Genomic DNA, 18,864 nt, shown 5'->3' on the forward strand with positions numbered 1-18,864 from the left:
TTACGGCACCTTTTGGGACCAATATCTACCAAGGAGGAGGAATGATGAGCGTAGTAGAGCGGGACTCCAGGAATCGCGAGGTCCGCCATCAGATCAGACGGCTAATCGATGAAGCTATCCAAGCCAATGTCCGAGAGACAACCAGACTCGCGTCTCGGCCGCTCGTGACAGTGTCCGATCTTCTCGTTATGGTTGCGGTATTTGTTGTTGCTCTCTTGTTCGTGGCTTTGTTGCGCGCCTGAAGCGCCTTGAGAGCGCTCAAGTGACGATAGCGATCTCAATGAACCACTTTTCGCCATTTTGTTCCAGCTTCGACCGAGCCGGACTTCTCTGCACTCGGGTTGCAGACCGCAGCCACGCTCTGCCCTAATGCCTCGCCGTCAGCGCCCGGAACAAGCTAGCCCTATGCAATACTCAAATTAACTTGGATGGACCAGAAAGGGTCGAAGCCGATGGAACGCGAGCTTAATTTAACAATAAGCTATACAACGGGACTGCACAATCTCCCTTACGCGCCCGTGGAGGGTAAGGTTTTTCCATTAATTTGGCTAAGCCGAGAACCTGATCGGATCACCGAGATACCCGAGCTTGAGGGAGAGCCGGAACTGGCGAGCTTCCTTGGCACCATCAATGCACCTGGACTGCCGTTCGAGTCATTCCGCTGTGCCTTTGAAGATACTGTCCATCCGCCAACCGGCGGAGTCCTTCGACGGATGTATGTCGGCATCATCTTTCGAAATAGAGATTGGGCTTCAGATCTCACGAACTATTTCGTTCTGGCTCGCGGCCTACTCCTGAACGTTGTTCACGATCATTCATTCCCTGATGGCACAGGCCCCTTCGAGCTGCGGCTGATGAAGAATTGCCTCAAGGACGAAGGTGGGCGCATAGCGTTTTCTGCGGACGTCCAGATGGAGATGTACGGTGAAGACCAAGCGCAGATGCGCGAAGAGCTGGCGAGGCGATTGTCCGCCCTCCAGCAGGCTCTATCGTGCTGAAACGTCTACCCGCCTTTCATAGTTGCGGAACGCCAACAGCCAACGACGCCCCATCTGCGCTCCGGATTGAACTAGAACTGCTGCCGCCGACATGCTGTCCATTACAAGCGGCATAGACGCTACGCGAAGCCCAGGTTTCGTCCAGTCAGACATCAGGAGGCGCTCCGGCCACGAGCAGCCATCCCTCGTTGGTATTCAGATAAAGCTGCCCGAATCCCCAGCCTATCCTTGTACCATGAGTGTGAAAGCAATCTGCACACATGAAACCCCACGCGCCCTCTCCGGAGATCGATCCATCGACCATGTACTTCTCCTCTGCGAGACTGCAACCGCAGATATCGCAGTACTCAGATGCACCGCTAAAGTACTTTTTGCAAGCCGGAGCGACTGTGGAGCTCACAAGATCGTCAAGCATTAGATCGGGTGACGCGCCATCAAATACTCCCTGGCCCATCCTGTGATGGACCTTCCGAAGCACGGCCTTAACTAACCTTTCGTTCTTCTCAATAAACTCTTGGAAGAGCATAGTCGGCACCACCTTATCGGTCGCCCTCCACCGCCCATTACGAAGTGCAAAGAAGGTGCGCTCCCCAAGCTCATTGATCTCGCACTTGAATGACTGATACGCGGCACCCATATCCTCTACGATATCGGCGTCGCGTTCTTCCCTTCCACCCCATGTCAGGGTGAACAGGAGATTGCAAAGATCGCCGTCGTAGTACTTGTCAATTAGCTGCCTGTAGGTGAGCGCCGTGCCGTCGGCTTGAAGTGCGCCGTAGTACGCGCGCACTGACTCTGGGTTGCGCACCCCCAAGGTGTATGTAGGGACATACAGGTACCCACTTTCGTTGATAAGTGGGTAATACATGGTTAGCAAGCCTGTGGAGGGATTGGAAACCGAGACGTCGAGGGACGCCCGTGGGTAGTCATGCAAAACCTCATCTAAGGCATGGAGAACATGACTCCTCCACGACGGATTGCCTTCTAGGCAGGAAGCAAGATCAGAACGCAGGGCAGCGACGTGTGCCTTGTTAGCAAGGTCAATTTTCCTCTTGAGAGCTTGGCCTGTAGCGCCACTTTCCCCTCTGATCTCCGAGAGAATCGAAGCGTCCGCCAGGGCCGCATTTCGCAGGAAACGGCCGCCCCTATGAAGCGAGCGCACGGTGCACCCGTCCTGCTCAATCAGCCGTGCAAACTTCGCGGCGTAACCAATCTCGAAGTAATCTCTCTCCGGCGGACTTCCGGCAGCTATAGCGTGCTCGTGTAGAACGCGCAGCTTCTCTTCTGCATCGGCATCGCGAATCTCCTCAAGCAGCTCTTCAGCCTCAACTGGATCTTCACCTTCCGACTCAATAAGCCGAACATAGTGAGCCTCGGACAGTGCTTGCATAGCAAAGTAAGCAATATACTCATAAGTGGGCATGGCAACTGCTCGATCTGGACCGAGTGTGTGACTACCCATTGCCTGCTGTATCGCTGCATGTACTTGCGCTTGATGCGTGGACGAATACCCTTCCGGCGTGAGCATCTCAACTACAACGTAGTCGCTTATGCCTTTTCGGGCGCACCACTCATGGATGGAGTCTAGGCCGCGCTCAAATGATTCTCGCGTTGCATAGAAGCCCACTTCATGCCATGGGGCAATGAAGCGGCCATGAGAGATGGGAAGTGCCTCAACAGGTGACGTCGTAAGCGTGCGAGCGCCATCTCCGACCTCCAGCAGCAGGCCTGTTACATCCAAACTCGTATCCGCAACAAACCTTGAGTAAGGGACCAATAGCTCCCTCCACTCGGTCGAGACAATGAATATGCGGATCTCATCATCCCGAGCGCCGAAGTGTGCTTTGACGCCCTCAGCATACTTATGAATTTCATGGATGGCCTCGCGGGCGCTCGCATCGCTCCTCTTCAGCTCTATCAGGACATGATGGCCGTCGGCATCCTTCGCGTAGAGATCAATGAAGCCCCGAGTCCCTAAACCTGCGGGGATGTACTGCTCAGTCTTGAGCAAGGTCAAGCCAGGGGCAATCACCGCGATGTTTTCTGCGATGTAATCACGGAGTTCTGCTTCTGTCACGACACTTCCTTGTGCAAGGCGAGGCAAGCTTCTCAGTTCGCGAACGGAGTGAACTGTGGGGGTAGACTAAGGGTAAGCTAGGGCATCTGCCATGGGTCCAGAAGCCTTCCGCCGTGAACCTCAAGCATATCCCGGATGCCAAGCAGAAGACCTTGTAGTGCTTCGCGATCCCGCCAAACATACTCATCGATCGCGCTGGGAAGCAGGACGGGCTGACCCGCTTCATCAACTATCCTAAACACGAGCGTCTGTAAGGGAGACATGCTTGCACCTGCGTGCAAGGGGGCGAACGCGCTTCGGACGGCGGCTAGTGCAGACTGCTCATTCATATGTGGCCTCTAGAGACAATTAGGACCGGGGCGTACCCGCGCAGGATAGCCGCCCGGGCCGTGTTTCGCACCCCATGGCTTCCAGAACGAGAGAGGGGTTTACTTCCAGAACGACCCTGCTTAAACGACCCTTAGATGATTGAAAGTAAAAGTATTTTTCAGATCCTTGATACAGCGTGTGCGTCTCCCACCTTCGGCACCAATGGATGCGGACGCCTCTGGATTTCCTGGGGTCTTCCGCAAAGAAGAAAAAGGCCCCGCCATCGCGGGGCTTTTTTTTGGGATTTGGCCCGTCCAAGCGCTGGCGGCTTTTCTCTCGACCGTGGCCAACTGCAGTATCACCGGTCTCACTTCCTCGCCTTGAGTGGCGCCGCCGGCGTGATATCCACATGGTTCATACAGCCAATTTTCTTGGCAGGGAAGGAATAGGCGATGATTGAATCACCCACGTGCGCCCCGAAGGAGTACCTGGCATGTTCATTGTCATCACGAGGCTGATCTAGAACGATTAGGCTGGGGTACTTGGTCCGAAGCGACTTGAACGGGACGCAGCTGCCCTTCAAATCGAAGGAAACCGCATATGCGCGCCCAGCCTTCCCCATCACGACAACCGAATTCGAAGCGGACAGAGAAGGCCCAATTTCGCTGGAAGCAGCGCGATACTCAGTACTTCCTGAAGCGCTTGTGGTCGATGCGGCGGACGCGGAAACGAGCTTGGAGACGTCACTTCCGTCGCCTGGAAGAGCAAGAGCAATTCTCTCAGAGAATGCCCATAGCTGCTTCTCTGTGACAAGGGAAGCCCGATCTTGTGCGGCAGCCGATGCTAATGGCAACAAAGACAGGCCGACTACAACAATGGAGGTTGCGTATTTCACGACCTCGCCCCCTTCTCCTTGAATAAAACGCATCGTATCGAATGTGGCCGAATCGGTGGCGACCTCAACCGCGCTGGACAGTGGCAGAGTTCCAAACGACAACGCTGACACCCAACACCGCGACCAGTAGGACGACCGCAACGCTCATCAGGAAAGCTTGCTGCCTATGAGACGCGCGCTCCCAAAGAGCACTAGCCACACACCCGGCAAGGCACGAAATCAATACGACACTTACCCCTCCGACCCACCAAAACAATCGCTCACCAACCAATACCCAAAGGACATATCCGCCTTGCACGAACGTAAGCCATAGTCCAAAGATGGCCCCCAAGAGCATGTAGACGACGACACAGAGCTTTCTCATGATTTGGCTGTAGCCGACGCTGGCCGGCTGACTCAGAACAGTGGGCAGGAAAGAGTAAACGACCTGGAGCTTCCCCGATGAGCGACGTACTCACCTATCCCCCGCACTACCCGCCCCGGCAACGTTGGGCGCGCTTCTTCATCGGGGTGCGATGGCTCGGACCAGACCTGTCGTTCTTCACCGCGCTGAAGTCGCTGCAGGGTAGTCGCGCTGCCCAGCAGATGGACCAATGGGGCGGCGGCGCCCGGCAGCGGATTGCGACGGTCGTCGGTGAAGCGTTCGCACGCCAGTTGCGGTGGCCCTCCCCGTGGTTCCTGCCGGGAGACCGCCTGGAGGTGATCGTCGGCGGACCACGCTTCGCCAGCATGGATACCCAGCAGGACATAGCCAATGCATTGGGCGAGATTCAGCAGATGCTCGGCGTCGCCCTGCCCCGCAGCTATTGGGAGATCGCCAGTGCGCGCACCTTGGGCGAGGTCGTGGATCACCTCATGGCCGAAGGCGCCTCGGATCGCCTTTAACCCGCACCGCGCCGTCAGTTTGTCTTGATCAGCGGCGGTGGGTAGTAGCTGCCATCGCTCACGCCGCCCTTCGGTCCGTAGAAGCGGAACGTTAGCCGGTAGTCCTGACCCTTCGGTGTCGGCAGCCAGTTCGGGTCCGGCGCATCGGTGGGCTTGTCGGGTGCGAAGTACAGGGTGAGCGAGCCGTCGGGGTTGTACGTCAACCAGGACTCGCGGTTGAGCAGGAAGCGGTTCTTTGGATTGGGCAACACGCGCGCGAACACCGGGTCCACCGCGATCACCGACCAGAAATAATCGGCGAAGCTCGCCGGCAGCGCCTCCTTCGGGAAGGTCATGGTGTAGCTGTGCGCGCCGTTGAGCTGGGTGTTGGTGCTGTCGAGGTTGCCCTTGAAGTACACCACGCTGTCCAGCTGGTTCGCCCAGATCCCGCCCAGGTTGATCAGGGTCCGACCGAGCCAGTCATCGCCATACGACCCGGCCACCGACGGGCGTACCCAGCCGTTGCGCACGGTGCCGTGGCCGATGGTCGCCGAGGCCTTGGCCAGGTCGGCGTGCGCTTTGGTGCGCACTACCTGGTCTACCCGCGCGCGCTCGGCCGGGTCCTGGATGCCCGTTGCGATGGCGCGCACCTTGGCCGCGACGCCTTCCATGCCCGGATTGAGGTCGCGCTCGCTGTCCAGCACCGCGACGGCATTTTCGAATGCCTCCACGCCAGGCAGGTGCTGTTGATCGAACGCCGGGATCGCCGGCAACGTGGGCGGCGTCGGCGTACCGGTCGAGCGCAGGGCGAACTTCTTCTGCAATGCCACCGCGTCCTTCCAGTTGTCGCCCAGTTCCACCCGCGCCAGCACGCGCAGGAACCTGGCCGGAACGTCGACGCGCACGGTGTCGGCCGGAAGCGCGACGGTCGCGCCTTCCAGGCAGACGGCAAATTCACCCGACGGTCGTTGCGGCTGGGTGCGCGCATCGATATTGGCAAGCGTTTCGCCCCAGCCATTGAGGAACTGCACGGTGTAGTAGCGCCCCTTGATTTCAGGCACCGTCACCAGCGTGCAGCTGTTCTCATCCAGCGCTACCCACGCTTCGGAGTACGCCACGTCCAGATTCGGGTTGGGCCACTCCACGGCGCCGGGCTTGCGATGCACGAGCTCGTTCCACTTCATGCCGCCGTCCAGGTCGGCCTTCTGCTGGCGCAGCACTAGCAGGCGCCCCATCAGATAGATCCAGGCATCGCTGATGTCCTGGTCGGTGTAAGCACGGGTGGCGGCAGGCGGGGGCGTCGTTGCCGCCGGAGGTGCGGCTGCGGCAGGGGTGGCCTCCGGCGTGCTGCGGTTGCAGCCGGGTAAGGCGAGCGCGGCGAGAACAGCCAGGCAGGTGCAGGCGATGCGGTTCACGGGCGGCTCCTTGAGGGGCATACAGACCGCTCCATGCTGGGTGATTGCCCGGCCCACTACCTCGGGGCTTTTACTGGGAGACGGCCAGTAAAGATACGTGGCCGTCTCCCTTCTTGGAGCCGCCGGAGAGCAGCCGACTAACAGTCGGCTCTACCCCGTCGGTGTGCCCAGTTGAGTCTATCCGGGCGGGTTTGCCCAGGCGGCGTTATTCCGCCAGTTACACCAGTCGCAGCGTTGGCTGCCCGCCTTGGCGCAGTGCTTGCGCTACCGCTGCATCTACACGGAAACCCGCAACGGTCTGCAGCAGCTGGGTGGCCTGCTCTTCCATGCTGCGCGCGGCGGCCGAGGCCTCTTCCACCAGCGCGGCGTTCTGCTGGGTGCCCTGGTCGATCTGGTCGACCACCACGTTCATCTGGCCCAGGCTGTCGGCCTGCTGCTGGGCAGCGCCGCTGATCTCGCTGATCAGGTCACTGACCCGCTTCACGTTCAGCACGATGTCGTCCATGGTGCGGCCCGCGCTCTCGACCTGGCAGGTGCCGTTGTCGACCTTGTCCACCGAATCGCCGATCAGCTGCTTGATCTCCTTGGCGGCACTGGCCGAACGCTGCGACAGCGAACGGATTTCGCTGGCCACCACTGCGAAGCCGCGACCATGCTCGCCCGCACGCGCCGCTTCCACGGCCGCGTTCAAGGCCAGGATGTTGGTCTGGAACGCGATGCCGTCGATGACGCCGATGATGTCCACGATACGGCGCGAGGATTCGTTGATCAGCGCCATGGTCGACACCACTTCGTGCACCACGTGCCCGCCCTTCGCCGCCACGTCGACCGCACCACTGGCCAGCTGGCTGGCCTGCCTCGCGTTGTCGGCGGTGCGCCGGACCGTATCGGCCAGGTCCTTCATGGACACCGCCGTTTCTTCCAGCGACGCGGCCTGCTGCTCGGTGCGCACCGACAGGTCCGTGTTGCCCGTGGCAATTTCGCTGGCCCCCAGCGCGATGGTATCGGCGGCGGTCTTGATCTGGCCGATGATGGCGGCCATCGCCTCTACCAGCGCGTTGATGCCGCAGCACAGCTCGGCAATCGCGCCGGTCTTGTCATCGGTGGCAATGTGCATGGTAAGGTCGCCCCCCTGCGCGGCGGCCACCACTTCACGGGTCTGAGCTACGGCGCGCTGCAGCGCCTGGGTGTCGCGCACCTGCTCGGTGATGTCGGTGGCGTACTTCACCACTTTGATCGCACGGCCGTTCATGTCCAGAATCGGGTTGTACGAGGCCTGGATCCAGATTTCGCGACCGTCCTTGCCGATGCGCCGGTACTGCCCCGCATCGTACTCACCACGCCCAAGCTTCTGCCAGAACGCGCGGTATTCCTCGCTCTGCCGATACTCGGGCTCGACGAACATCGCGTGGTGCTGCCCGCGCACCTCATCAAGCGTGTAGCCGGTGGTGGCGAAGAAGTTTTCGTTGGCACCGAGAATACGACCGTCCAGGCTGAACTCAATGACCGCCTGCGACTTGTTGATGGCGGCCAACTGGCCGGCGAAATCGGCGGCCTGCATCATCTGCGCGGTGATGTCGGTGGCGAACTTGACCACCTTGTACGGCCGTCCGTTGCTGTCGAACACCGGGTTGTACGAGGCCTGGATCCAGATCTCGCGACCGCCCTTGCCGATGCGCCGGTACTGTCCGGCGTCGTACTCGCCACGGCCCAGCCGTGCCCAGAAGTCACGGTAATCCGCGCTGCCTGCATAGGCCGGGTCGACGAACATGCGGTGATGGTGACCGCGCACTTCGTCGAGCGAATAGCCCAGCGCCTGCAGGAAGTTGTCGTTGGCGGTCAGGATGGTGCCGTCCAGCGCGAACTCGATGACGGCCTGCACCCGATGCAGTGCGGCGACCTGCGCCTCGAGTTCGGCCTGGCGGCGCGAGGCCGCCTCGGCGTCGCCGCGCAGGTCTCGACGGGAAAGGAACAGCGCGCGCAGCGCGCGCCACGGGGAGTCCGACACCGGCACTCCGGCCGGCTCTGACAAGGGCATCTGCATGCCTGACGTAAGCATCGTTGTAATCCTCGATGTCCGAACAGCTGGTTGGGACGCCGCGGGCCAAGATGCCCGGCGGCGCAATCACGTTGGCTTCGGTTACGAAGACGCCAGTGGGGATGACGTCATTCCAGCGGCTTGCACGAACGGGTCCTGCCTGACGGCACTGCACTGCGTGAAGGCGCGTTCCGGTGGCCTGGAGCAGCCGCCGGAATGACGGTGCGGATCCGGGAAAGGAACCGCTGTAAAGGGTTATCGACCCTTCACAGGTGAGCTTGAGAAATCGAACGCCGACGGCTGAACGCTTTACGTTCTACGTCACATATCGCGGCGGCTCAGTCCAGCCCGCCCTCGCCGCCGTCGCCATCGGCGCTGTCCAGCGGGTCCGGCCCCCCATGCAGGGGCGCCTCGACCTGGACGTTGTTGCGGCCCATCGCCTTGGCCCGGTAGCACTGGGCGTCGGCCGCGGCGACCGCCTCGTCCACGCTCATGCTGCCGCCGATGGCCGCGATACCAATGCTCGCCCCTACCCCCAGGCGCTGCAGGTCCCAGGGAATGGTGAGGCCACGCACCGATTCCAGCAGGTCGCTGGCGATGCGGCGGGCACGCTTGAGCGAACAGCCGGCCAGGATGACCGCGAATTCGTCGCCACCGAGCCGGGCCACGATGTCCGAGTCGCGGACGCCGTGCCGGAGCAGGTTGGCCACCGCCCACAGCATCGCGTCACCAGCCAGATGGCCGTGGCTGTCGTTGATCGGCTTGAAGTTGTCCAGGTCGATGAACATCAACGACGCCGACTGGCCGGTGCGCGCCACCCGGGTGATGGCCGCCTGCAGATGGGCCTCGAAGCCGCGCCGGTTGCTCAGCTCGGTCAGCGGATCCACCTCGGCCAGGTGGCGTGCCTCACGCTGGCGCGCGCGCTGTTGGGTGACGTCACGGATCACCCAGACCGCGCCGCTCACCTGTCCGTCCTCGCCGTGCAGCCAGGCCCGTGTCACATCCACCGGCAGCAGCTGCGCGCCGACCGACAGCAGCAGGTCCGAATGCAGGTCGACCGCGTTGCTGTCCGGATCGAGCAGCACCGACACATCCAGCGGGGAGCGCGGCGCGTACTCGGTGGTCAGCTCCATCACGTCCTGCACCTGGCTGCCGGCCACGGGTGCGGCGCCCTCGCCGGCCAGCGCGCGGGTGGCGGCCGCGTTGGCATACTGGATCAGGCCATGCAGGTCCAGGTTGAGCACCATGTCGGCCACCGCGTCCAGGGTGACGCGGGTGCGCAGTTCGGACTCGCGCAACTGCAGGCTGCTCTGGCGCTGGGCGGTGACGTCCTGGATCTGCGACACGAAATGCAGCGGCTCGCCATGCGGCGCGCGCACCAGCGAGACCGACAACCGCCCCCAGACGATATTGCCGCCCTTGCCGAGGTAGCGCTTGTCCATGTGGTAATGATCGCGGCGACCGGCCAGCAGGTCGCCCACCATCGCCAGGTCGGTGTTGAGGTCGTCCGGGTGGGTGAGGGTCTGGAAATCGATCATCAGCAACTCGGCGCGGGTGTAGCCGAGGATGCCGCACAGCGCGTCGTTGACGTCCAGCCAGCGCCCTTCGAGCGACACCAGCGCCATGCCGAGCGCGGCCGACGAGAACGCACCGGTGAACTTCTCGGCGGCCACGTAGGCCTGCTCGCGCATCTCCAGCAGCGGGGTGATGTCCACCGCCATGCCGACATAGCCGATGCGGCCGCCGTTGCCGTTGTTCAACGGGCTGATCGACAGCTGCACCTGGCGGTGCCCGCCATCCTTGCGCACGAAGGTCCACTGGTGCGACCAGGTGCCCTGCGCGGCGCGTGCGGTCAATGCTTCGAAGATGGTCGGCACGCGGCCGTCGGCGTCGGCCTCCGGGCGCAGATAGTCCTCCATCTCGTGGATGTCATGGAACAGGCCCGGGTTGACCCGCCCGATCACCTCTTCGGGGGCGTAGCCGAGCAGCTTCTGCGCTCCGCTGTTGAACAGGTTGACCACGCCGTCGACATCGGTCGCGATCACCGCCACTTCGTCGGAGGCGTCCACCACCGACTGCAGGCGCTGGCGCATGTTCGCCGCATCCTGCAATGCATTCTGCAGGTCGCTGACGTCGGCGTGCGCGCCGGCCATCCACAAGGGGCGCCCCTGTTCGTCCCATTCGTAGACGCGGCCGCGGTCCTGCACCCAGATCCAGTGTCCCTGCTTGTGGCGCATGCGGCACAGGCTGTCGTAGTGCGCGGATCGCCCGTCCAGATGCTCCTGGAGCAGGGCATTGGAGCGCTCCAGGTCATCGGGATGGACCAGATGCTGGAAGGTCTTCGGTGTGATCGGTGCCAGCTCTTCGCGGGTGTAGCCAACGATCTGCGCCCAGCGCTCGTTCACTCGCATCTGGCCACTCTGGCAGTTCCATTCCCACGTGCCGGCGGCCGTGCCCTCGATGATCATTTCCAGGCGACGGCGCTGATCGGCCATCTCCTGCAGGGCAGCCTGGTCGGGGGGGAGCGTGCCAGGCGGGGTTGCGCGGGTCACAGGCTCGCCCCGGCGTGGCCGCTACCGGCCTCGTCGTGCAGTACCTGACCGCGCTGACCCGCCTGCTGATCTGTCATCTGGCCTCCCCGCCGTAGGTACAGCGTACCGGCATTCAACGGCAAGCGGGATCAAGCCCCTGTCAAGCTCATTCAGGCAGCGGAAGGCAAGAACGCCAAGGGCCGCCCGAAGGCGGCCCCCTGAGACACGGCGCTGGGTGGATCAGCCGCCGCGCTTGGCCCGGGCGAAGGCATCGGCCAACGCATTGTTGGCCGGCGCCGCACTGGTCCCCGGCCGCGCACCGGCCGGCGCACCGCGCCCGCCCTGGCGTGCGCCACCGCCACCACCGTCACGGCGCTGGCCGCCAGCCGGACGCGCATCGCGCTCGCCGGGGGCCTTGGCCGGGGCCGGGCTGTCGTCCAGGCGACGGGTCAGCGCAATGCGCTTGCGCGCCACGTCGACCTCCAGCACCTTCACCTTGACGATGTCGCCCGCCTTGACCACGTCGCGCGGGTCCTTGACGTAGGTGTCGGACAGGGCCGAGATGTGGATCAGGCCGTCCTGGTGCACGCCGATGTCCACGAAGGCACCGAACGCGGCCACGTTGCTGACCACCCCTTCCAGGATCATGCCCGGCTTGAGGTCCTTGATCTCTTCCACGCCATCGGCGAAGCGCGCGGCCTTGAACTCCGGTCGCGGGTCGCGGCCGGGCTTCTCCAGCTCCTTGAGGATGTCGCGCACGGTCGGCACGCCGAAAGTGGCATCGGTGAACTCCTCGGCCTTCAGCCCGCGCAGGAAGCTGCCGTCGCCGATCAGCGCCTTGATCGGGCGCGCGGTGGCGGCCACGATCCGCTCGACCACCGGGTAGGCTTCGGGGTGCACCGAGGACGCATCCAGCGGCTGGTCGCCGTCGGCGATGCGCAGGAACCCGGCGCACTGCTCGAAGGTCTTGTCGCCCAGGCGCGGCACCTTGAGCAGGTCCTTGCGGCGCTTGAACGGACCGTTGTCATCGCGGTGCCGCACGATGTTCTCGGCCACGGTGGACGACAGGCCCGACACCCGCGACAGCAGCGCGGCCGAGGCGGTGTTGACGTGCACGCCCACCGCGTTGACGCAGTCTTCCACACGCGCGTCCAGCGCGCGCGCCAGCCGGTACTGGTCCACATCGTGCTGGTACTGGCCCACGCCGATGGCCTTGGGCTCGATCTTGACCAGCTCGGCCAGCGGATCCTGCAGGCGGCGTGCGATCGACACGGCACCGCGGATCGACACGTCCAGGTCCGGGAATTCCTTCGCCGCGAATTCCGAGGCCGAATACACCGACGCGCCGGCCTCGCTGACCACGATCTTCTGCAGCTTGGTTTCGCCCAGTGCCTTGATCACGTCACCGGCCAGCTTGTCGGTCTCGCGGCTGGCGGTACCGTTGCCGATCGCGATCAGCTCCACGTTGTGCTTCATGCACAGCTGCTTGATCGTCTGCAGCGACTGCTCCCACTGCCGGCGCGGCTCGTGCGGATAGATGGTGTCGGTGGCGACCAGCTTGCCGGTGGCATCGACCACGGCGATCTTGCAGCCGGTGCGGATGCCCGGGTCGAGCCCGAGCACGGTCTTGGGGCCGGCCGGCGCGGCCAGCAGCAGGTCCTTGAGGTTGTCGCCGAACACGGCGATGGCCTCGGCCTCGGCCTTTTCGCGGGCCTGGTTGAACAGGTCCAGCAGCAGGTGCATGTGCAGCTTGGCGCGCCAGGTCAGGCGGCAGGCGTCGAGCAGCCAACGGTCGCCCGGGCGGCCGGCGTCGCGGATGCCCGCATTGAAGGCCACGCGGCCCTCGGCGTAGACGTGCCCGGCCTCGGCGTCGCTGCCCGGGTCGAGCTCCAGGAACAGGATCTCCTCGCGGCGCGCACGGAACAGCGCCAGCAGGCGGTGCGACGGAATCTTCGCCAGCGATTCGGCGTGTTCGAAATAATCGCGGTACTTGGCGCCCTGCTCTTCCTTGCCTTCGGCGACGCGGGCGCGGATCACGCCCTGTTCGCCCAGCCAGGAACGCAGCTCGCCGACCAGCGTGGCGTCTTCGCCCCAGCGCTCCATCAGGATCGCGCGGGCGCCCTCGAGGGCGGCCTTGGTGTCGGCAATGCCCTTTTCTGCGTCAACGAAGCCGGCCGCGAACTGCTGCGGGTCCTGGCTCGGATCGGCCAGCAGGCCATCGGCCAGCGGCTCCAACCCGGCTTCGCGGGCGATCTGCGCGCGGGTGCGGCGCTTGGGCTTGTACGGCAGGTACAGATCTTCCAGGCGCGACTTGGTGTCGGCGCCGAGAATCTCACCGCGCAATTCGTCGCTGAGCTTGCCCTGCTCGTCGATGCTGGCCAGCACCGCCGCGCGGCGCTCCTCCAGCTCGCGCAGGTAGGTCAGGCGCGTTTCCAGGTTGCGCAGCTGGGTGTCGTCCAGGCCCCCGGTGATTTCCTTGCGGTAGCGCGCGATGAACGGGACGCTGGCGCCTTCGTCGAGCAGCGCGATGGCGGCACGCGCCTGGGCAGCTTGGGCACCGATTTCGTCGGCGATGGTCTGGGCGATCTGCTGGGCGAGCTTGAGGTCTGGCATTGCGTCCGGCCGAAGCCACTATGCGGAAACCCCGATTGTGGCAACGCATCGCGGCGGGGGGAACCCGTTGACATTCCGGAATTCCCCGCATGCCGACCCACGGTGGGCATCTACCCGGGTTGGAGCGTCGTCAACAACGCTCGATACGCCTCAACGATAATGCCGCGCAGCGCGCTGCTGCACCAGGTCATCGCGCATCGATTCGAGCGCCATCACCCGCACCTTGCCGATGCCCTGCAGCTCCATGAACCGTTCGGTATAGATCTCCGGGCCCGATGCGGTATCGGCGCGGGACTTGCTGAATCCGTGGGGCACCAGGCCCTTGTCGCCATCCTTGCTACCACCGACATAAAGAACGATTGCCATGTGATGTGTTCCTCCAGTAAACGTCATGCATGTACAACAGGGTGCAGCTTACCGCGCTGAACCTGACTGAATTGTCATCCAGCCTAATAACCATTGTTTGCATGCAGATGACCTGGCGTTACGGCCACCAGCCATGTCCCGTCATGGCATAGACATCGGCCGCGCGTTCGAACGGATTGCGCGCGCTCACCCCGCCGCACAGCAGGTACACCGGCAGGTACAGCGGCCCGAGTACCAGGTACTGGTACACATGCGCGCGTTCATGATCGTGCAGGCCAATCACCGGCTCGGTGCAGTGCCCGGCCTGGTGGGCGTAGGTGCGACAGCCCACCTCCAGGGTGGGCCCGGTGTGCAGGATGACATTGCCCAGCGTGATCGCCCCGCCCGGACCCCACGGGAACTCGCGAAACACCAGCGCGCAGTCGCGGCCGCTCCAGTACGGGCGCGCGCCGGCCAGCATGCCGGCCACGCCACCCAGCACGCCGACCAGGGTGTTGGGCGCGGTCCACACCGCTCCCAGCCCCTGCAGCGCGCGCAGCGCCAGTGGCGGCAGGCTCAATCGGCCTCGTTGGGGATCAGCAGCCACAGCACCAGGTACACCAGGATGCCCGGGAACGCCGCCGATGCCAGCGACACCACCACGAACAGGATGCGCAGCAGGGTCACGTTCCAGCCGAACCGATGGGCAATGCCGCCCATCACCCCGGCAATCATGCGGTCGTTGATGGAACGCGACAGGGTGCGGGGGGCGGTGGTGTTCATGGCGGCTTCCTCCTACGGTGGAAGACTTACGTTAGCGCGGTGGATGTGTAGCGGGCGCGTTGATACGCAGCGTCTTCAGCCGCGCCCCGAACCACACCGCGGCGGTCTGCTCGGGCTGGCCCGGGCAGGCGATGCGGTAGGCCTTGCCACTCATGCTGCTCTGGCTGGCGGCCCGCTCGATGAACTGCTCGGCGGTGTCCACCTGGTCCTTCTTCAGCAGGTAGTCGTACTTGCGCTGCAGGTGGGCGCGCGCCTCGGCGGCGTCATGCCAGCTGCCATTGCGCTGGAAGCGGCAGTTGGAGCCGTCCAGCGCGCCGATCAGCCCCGCGATCTCGCGGCGGGCGACCTCGCTGGGCGCGGCGTGGGCGCTGCCGGCCAGTGCCAGCGCCAGGGTAGCGACGGTGACGGCGGTGCGTTTCATCAGGTGCGTTCCTTCAGCCAATCGGTGATGGTGGCCGGCACCTCGCGCTGCGCGCGGCCGGACACGTAGATGCCAATATGGCCGCCACGGAAACTGCTCTCGGTGTAGTCCTTGCTGCCGATCCGCCCGCGCAGCGCGCGCGAGGCGTCCGGCGGCACCAGGTGGTCCTGTTCGGCGTAGATGTTCAGCACCGGCAGCGTGACCTGCGACAGCTGCACGGTCTCGGCGCCGATGCGCACCCCGTCATGCATCAGCCCGTTGCCCTGGTAGAACTGCTTGATGAAGTCGCGGAACGCTTCGCCGGCCAGGTCGGGCGAATCGAAGATCCACTTCTCCATGCGCAGGAAATCCTGCAGCGCGGCCTTGTCGTCGAGGATGTCGAGCAGGCCCACGTACTTCTGCACATTGAGCCGGAACGGCTTGAGCATCAGGTAGCTGGCATTCATCAGGTCGGCCGGGATGTTGCCCAGCGTGTCGACCAGCAGGTCGACATCGACCTGCCTTGCCCAATGCGACAGCATGTTGTCCGGGGTCTGGAAATCGACCGGGGTCACCATCGTCACCAGGTTGGCCAGCTTGGGCTGGCGCAGGGCGGCATAGCAGAGCGCGAACACGCCGCCCTGGCAGATACCCAGCATGTTGATCGGCGTTCCGTCGTTGGCGGCGACCAGATGGTCGACCGCGCCATCGACGAAGCGCAGCAGGTAGTCTTCCAGCGTCTGGTAGCGCTCGGAGCGGTCCGGGTAGCCCCAGTCGAGCACGTACACGTCGTGACCCAGCGCCAGCAGGCGCTGCACCAGCGAACGGTCGGCCTGCAGATCCACCATGTAGGGACGGTTGACCAGCGCATACACGATCAGCAGCGGGGTGCGATGTACCGGCGCCTCTTCACCGACGAATCGATACAGCGCCACCTTGCCGTCGCGCCACACTTCTTCGCGGGCGGTGGCACCGTAATCCACGTCTTCCACCGACGGCAGCAGCTTCAAGCCGTCCATCAACTTGCGCTGCATGGACAGCGTTTCCTGCAGCAGGTCCTCGGCGTTGAACCCCAGCGGCCCCTTCATGGCGCCGCCTTGCGGGTGCGCGGACGGCTCGGCTTGAGCGGCGGCGCCGGCGAAGCGGCCTTCGCCTTGGTCGTCTTCGCGGGCTTGGCGGCCTTTGCAGGCTTGGCGTTCTTTGCAGGCGAAGCGGCCTTGGCCGGCTTGGTGTTCTTTGCCGGCTTGGTGGCGCTGGCGGCCCCGGCGGCCATGCGCCGGACCAGCCGCTCCAGGTCGGTGATGCGCCGGTGCGCGGCATCCATCTCGGTACGGGTGGGCATGCCGGCCGCTTCGCAGAAGCGCTCGACTTCCTGCTGGGCTGCCGCGCGCAGGCGCATCTGTGCGTTGCCCAGCGCGGCATACACCTGCTGGAACGGCTCGGACAGGGCGACCTTGGCGTAGGCCTCCTCGGCCGCCTCGATCCACAGGTCGAACATCGCGCGCGCACTGGTCAGCTGGTTGCCCGGTTGTTCGTGCTCGGCCAAGCGCTGCTCAAACAGGTTGAAAGCGTCATCCAGCGCCTGCTTGATCTGGTCGACGTAGTCGCGCGCATGGCCCTGGTACTCCTGCTGGGCACGCAGCAGCGCCTGCCAGCGCGCCTGGTGCTCGCGCGCCGGTCCGAACGCGGGACTCTGCAGCCAGGGGCCGAGATCGTGCTGCAGCCGCTCCAGCAGCGCCAGCAGGTCCGGGCCGCCGGCCTGGGTGTGGCCGCGGGCGCCCTGCAGCATCCACTGCAGCAGCCCATCGCCCTGCCCCTCCACCGCCTCGCGCCAGGCCTGGGCGATGTCGGCGCTGGTGCTGTCCTGGCCGGCAAAGCGTGCCGCCACCTTCTGCATCGTGCCGTACCAGCCACCGGCCTGGTCGCGGAAGCGGTTTACTGCCTCTTCGGACTGACGATTGCCCGGGTTGGACATCAGCTGCGCCCAGCCCTCGATGGTCTGCTGCCAGCTGCCGGGGCCCGCGCCGGCGGCGTCGCCCTGCGGCGGCACCGCGGCGTGCCGCAGGGCATCGCCCCAGGCACTGAAATACTGCCGCGCCAGCGCCTCGAAGTCGCCGGCGTCGTGGCCGCTTCCGGCGGTGCTCATCGCAGCGCTCCACGGTGGCAGGACAAGGACGGGAACATCAACGGGCTCCGGGTCACGGCTTGGGAATGCGCAGGGTCTTGCTGATCATCAGCGAGCCGGACAGCGCGAACAGCAGCACCAGCGGGTGCAGCTGCCACGGGCCCAGCTGCCAGCGGCCCAGCCACAGGTCGTGGCCGATGGCGCCCATGCTCGCTGCCACGGCCAGCACCACCACCAGCGCCAGGCTGGTGGGAATCGGGGTGCCCTCGAAATACGGCACCTTGTCGCCATCGCCGGCCAGCGATTCGGCCGTGACGTTGTAGCGGGCCAGGCGGCTGACGCCGCAGCACACGAAATAGCTCAGCACCAGCCAGTCCCAACCGCCCTGCATGCCACAGGCATAGGCCAGCGCGGCCGGGGCCACGCCGAAGGAGATCACGTCGGACAGCGAATCCAGCTCACGGCCCAGGGTGGAGCTGGACTTGCGCCAGCGCGCGATGCGGCCGTCGAGGGCATCGAAGATGAAGGCCAGCGGGATCAGCGCCATGCCGAACAGCAGGTAGCTGCGCTCCCCGTCCTGCAGGAAGCGCATCGCCGCGAACACCGCACCGGTACCGCAGAACGCGTTGGCCAGGGTGAACCAGTCGGCCAGCTGGAACTCGCGCAGCATCGTGAAGTGACGTTTCATGGAGGCTCTTTGGACGGCAATGGCAAGAGAGTACCGCGACGGCCCAAACCGGGACAGCCTTCACGAAAGCCGGGCCGTCGCGCCGCACTCACGCATCGACGACATGCGGTGAATTTTTCGCCACCCATCTTGACAGCCTAGGGGGGTGGTCGCTGCCATCGCTTATCCACAAACTTACGCACCGGTCATCCACACCCCCTGTGGATAAGCGGGGCCTATGGCAAACCGGCCCGGCCTCTCTGACCTCAAAGTCGGGTGTAGGACCAGGACTGCATCGCCCCGTCGCGATACGGCATGACGCCGTGGAACGGGCGCGGGTCGCCATCGAAGACCAGCGGCAGGAACTGGCGGTCGCCTTCCCACAGCGGCAGGTTCTCGATCTTGTCCACGTCCACCCATTCCAGGGTGCCTTCGGGGTTGGCGGTCAGCGGCGTGCCGGTGAAGTCGTCGATGACGAACACGAAACCGAACCAGTCCTCGCCGTGCTTGCCGAAGCCCGGCCAGCTGATGGTGCCGCGCATGCGCATGGTGCCGCAGACGATGCCGGCCTCCTCCAGGATCTCCCGGCGCATGCCGGCGGCCACGTCCTCATCGCGCTCGACCTTGCCGCCGAGGCCGTTGTACTTGCCCAGGTGAAGGTCACCGGGCCGTGCGTTGCGGTGGATCATCAGGGCCTGCCGGCCATCCGGCGACAGCACGTAGCCCAGGGTGGCCACGATGGGGGTATAGGGCATGACGCACGGGCTCGCGGAACACAAACGCCGATTATGCGCGATCCGCGCA

16 protein-coding genes are annotated in these 18,864 nt (G+C 64.3%); 2 read left to right on the plus strand and 14 right to left on the minus strand.

Annotated elements, in window-relative coordinates; all coding sequences use genetic code 11:
• Window positions 1–452: 452 nt before the first annotated feature.
• Window positions 453–998, plus strand: coding sequence for a hypothetical protein (locus ACOZHM_RS02395; protein WP_421567339.1), 546 nt, complete (start codon window positions 453–455; stop codon window positions 996–998).
• Between the two features lie 145 nt (window positions 999–1,143).
• Here the strand turns inward: ACOZHM_RS02395 and ACOZHM_RS02400 are convergent, their stop codons facing one another.
• Window positions 1,144–3,075, minus strand: coding sequence for an endonuclease NucS domain-containing protein (locus ACOZHM_RS02400; RefSeq protein WP_421567340.1), 1,932 nt, complete (start codon window positions 3,073–3,075; stop codon window positions 1,144–1,146).
• A 676-nt stretch (window positions 3,076–3,751) separates the two neighbouring features.
• Window positions 3,752–4,381 carry a hypothetical protein gene (locus tag ACOZHM_RS02405; protein WP_421567341.1) on the minus strand — a complete coding sequence of 210 codons (630 nt, stop codon included), beginning with the start codon at window positions 4,379–4,381 and terminating at the stop codon, window positions 3,752–3,754.
• Between the two features lie 339 nt (window positions 4,382–4,720).
• Here ACOZHM_RS02405 and ACOZHM_RS02410 point away from each other — a divergent pair, with 339 nt between their 5' ends.
• Entirely contained in the window at window positions 4,721–5,164 is a 444-nt protein-coding gene (locus ACOZHM_RS02410) for a hypothetical protein (protein ID WP_421567342.1), read from the plus strand.
• 14 nt (window positions 5,165–5,178) lie between these two features.
• Here the strand turns inward: ACOZHM_RS02410 and ACOZHM_RS02415 are convergent, their stop codons facing one another.
• The 12 genes from ACOZHM_RS02415 to ACOZHM_RS02470 all read right to left on the minus strand — a co-directional run bounded on the left by ACOZHM_RS02415 (window position 5,179) and on the right by ACOZHM_RS02470 (window position 18,815).
• Window positions 5,179–6,558, minus strand: coding sequence for a DUF1214 domain-containing protein (locus ACOZHM_RS02415; RefSeq protein WP_421567343.1), 1,380 nt, complete (start codon window positions 6,556–6,558; stop codon window positions 5,179–5,181).
• A gap of 217 nt (window positions 6,559–6,775) precedes the next feature.
• Window positions 6,776–8,617, minus strand: coding sequence for a methyl-accepting chemotaxis protein (locus tag ACOZHM_RS02420; protein ID WP_421567344.1), 1,842 nt, complete (start codon window positions 8,615–8,617; stop codon window positions 6,776–6,778).
• A 317-nt stretch (window positions 8,618–8,934) separates the two neighbouring features.
• Window positions 8,935–11,091, minus strand: coding sequence for a PAS domain S-box protein (locus ACOZHM_RS02425; protein WP_421567478.1), 2,157 nt, complete (start codon window positions 11,089–11,091; stop codon window positions 8,935–8,937).
• Window positions 11,092–11,367: 276 nt separating this feature from the next.
• Window positions 11,368–13,740, minus strand: a complete 2,373-nt coding sequence (locus ACOZHM_RS02430; protein WP_421567345.1) for a Tex family protein — start codon at window positions 13,738–13,740, stop codon at window positions 11,368–11,370.
• Window positions 13,741–13,890: 150 nt separating this feature from the next.
• Window positions 13,891–14,106, minus strand: coding sequence for a hypothetical protein (locus ACOZHM_RS02435; RefSeq protein ID WP_421567346.1), 216 nt, complete (start codon window positions 14,104–14,106; stop codon window positions 13,891–13,893).
• 118 nt (window positions 14,107–14,224) lie between these two features.
• Window positions 14,225–14,665 (minus strand): hypothetical protein, encoded by a 441-nt coding sequence (locus ACOZHM_RS02440; protein ID WP_421567347.1) that lies wholly within the window; start codon window positions 14,663–14,665, stop codon window positions 14,225–14,227.
• Window positions 14,662–14,868 (minus strand): PspC domain-containing protein, encoded by a 207-nt coding sequence (locus ACOZHM_RS02445; RefSeq protein ID WP_421567348.1) that lies wholly within the window; start codon window positions 14,866–14,868, stop codon window positions 14,662–14,664. The genes ACOZHM_RS02440 and ACOZHM_RS02445 overlap by 4 nt, the downstream gene beginning before the upstream one ends.
• 31 nt (window positions 14,869–14,899) lie before the next feature.
• On the minus strand, window positions 14,900–15,289 hold the full coding sequence (locus ACOZHM_RS02450) for a YfeK family protein (protein WP_421567349.1): 390 nt from the start codon (window positions 15,287–15,289) through the stop codon (window positions 14,900–14,902).
• Window positions 15,289–16,356, minus strand: a complete 1,068-nt coding sequence (phaC, locus tag ACOZHM_RS02455) for a class III poly(R)-hydroxyalkanoic acid synthase subunit PhaC (protein WP_421567350.1) — start codon at window positions 16,354–16,356, stop codon at window positions 15,289–15,291. The genes ACOZHM_RS02450 and phaC overlap by 1 nt, the downstream gene beginning before the upstream one ends.
• Window positions 16,353–17,414 carry a class III poly(R)-hydroxyalkanoic acid synthase subunit PhaE gene (gene phaE / locus ACOZHM_RS02460; RefSeq protein WP_421567351.1) on the minus strand — a complete coding sequence of 354 codons (1,062 nt, stop codon included), beginning with the start codon at window positions 17,412–17,414 and terminating at the stop codon, window positions 16,353–16,355. Before phaE ends, phaC begins: the two co-directional genes overlap by 4 nt.
• A gap of 52 nt (window positions 17,415–17,466) precedes the next feature.
• Window positions 17,467–18,081 (minus strand): CDP-alcohol phosphatidyltransferase family protein, encoded by a 615-nt coding sequence (locus tag ACOZHM_RS02465; RefSeq protein WP_313340851.1) that lies wholly within the window; start codon window positions 18,079–18,081, stop codon window positions 17,467–17,469.
• 245 nt (window positions 18,082–18,326) lie between these two features.
• Complete coding sequence (locus ACOZHM_RS02470) at window positions 18,327–18,815, minus strand: NUDIX hydrolase (protein WP_421567352.1); 489 nt, start codon at window positions 18,813–18,815, stop codon at window positions 18,327–18,329.
• Between the last annotated feature and the right edge of the window lie 49 nt (window positions 18,816–18,864).

This window comes from Stenotrophomonas sp. PD6, from assembly GCF_049199305.1.
Classification (GTDB): domain Bacteria; phylum Pseudomonadota; class Gammaproteobacteria; order Xanthomonadales; family Xanthomonadaceae; genus Stenotrophomonas.

What these genes read in the sequence shown, in the direction of transcription:
- ACOZHM_RS02395 (WP_421567339.1), top strand. Translation starts at nt 453, where the DNA reads ATGGAACGCGAGCTTAATTTAACAATAAGCTATACAACGGGACTGCAC.
- ACOZHM_RS02410 (WP_421567342.1), top strand. Translation starts at nt 4,721, where the DNA reads ATGAGCGACGTACTCACCTATCCCCCGCACTACCCGCCCCGGCAACGT.
- ACOZHM_RS02420 (WP_421567344.1), bottom strand. Translation starts at nt 8,617, where the DNA reads ATGCTTACGTCAGGCATGCAGATGCCCTTGTCAGAGCCGGCCGGAGTG.
- ACOZHM_RS02425 (WP_421567478.1), bottom strand. Translation starts at nt 11,091, where the DNA reads ATGGCCGATCAGCGCCGTCGCCTGGAAATGATCATCGAGGGCACGGCC.
- ACOZHM_RS02430 (WP_421567345.1), bottom strand. Translation starts at nt 13,740, where the DNA reads ATGCCAGACCTCAAGCTCGCCCAGCAGATCGCCCAGACCATCGCCGAC.
- ACOZHM_RS02435 (WP_421567346.1), bottom strand. Translation starts at nt 14,106, where the DNA reads ATGGCAATCGTTCTTTATGTCGGTGGTAGCAAGGATGGCGACAAGGGC.
- ACOZHM_RS02445 (WP_421567348.1), bottom strand. Translation starts at nt 14,868, where the DNA reads ATGAACACCACCGCCCCCCGCACCCTGTCGCGTTCCATCAACGACCGC.
- ACOZHM_RS02450 (WP_421567349.1), bottom strand. Translation starts at nt 15,289, where the DNA reads ATGAAACGCACCGCCGTCACCGTCGCTACCCTGGCGCTGGCACTGGCC.
- phaC (WP_421567350.1), bottom strand. Translation starts at nt 16,356, where the DNA reads ATGAAGGGGCCGCTGGGGTTCAACGCCGAGGACCTGCTGCAGGAAACG.
- phaE (WP_421567351.1), bottom strand. Translation starts at nt 17,414, where the DNA reads ATGAGCACCGCCGGAAGCGGCCACGACGCCGGCGACTTCGAGGCGCTG.
- ACOZHM_RS02465 (WP_313340851.1), bottom strand. Translation starts at nt 18,081, where the DNA reads ATGAAACGTCACTTCACGATGCTGCGCGAGTTCCAGCTGGCCGACTGG.
- ACOZHM_RS02470 (WP_421567352.1), bottom strand. Translation starts at nt 18,815, where the DNA reads ATGCCCTATACCCCCATCGTGGCCACCCTGGGCTACGTGCTGTCGCCG.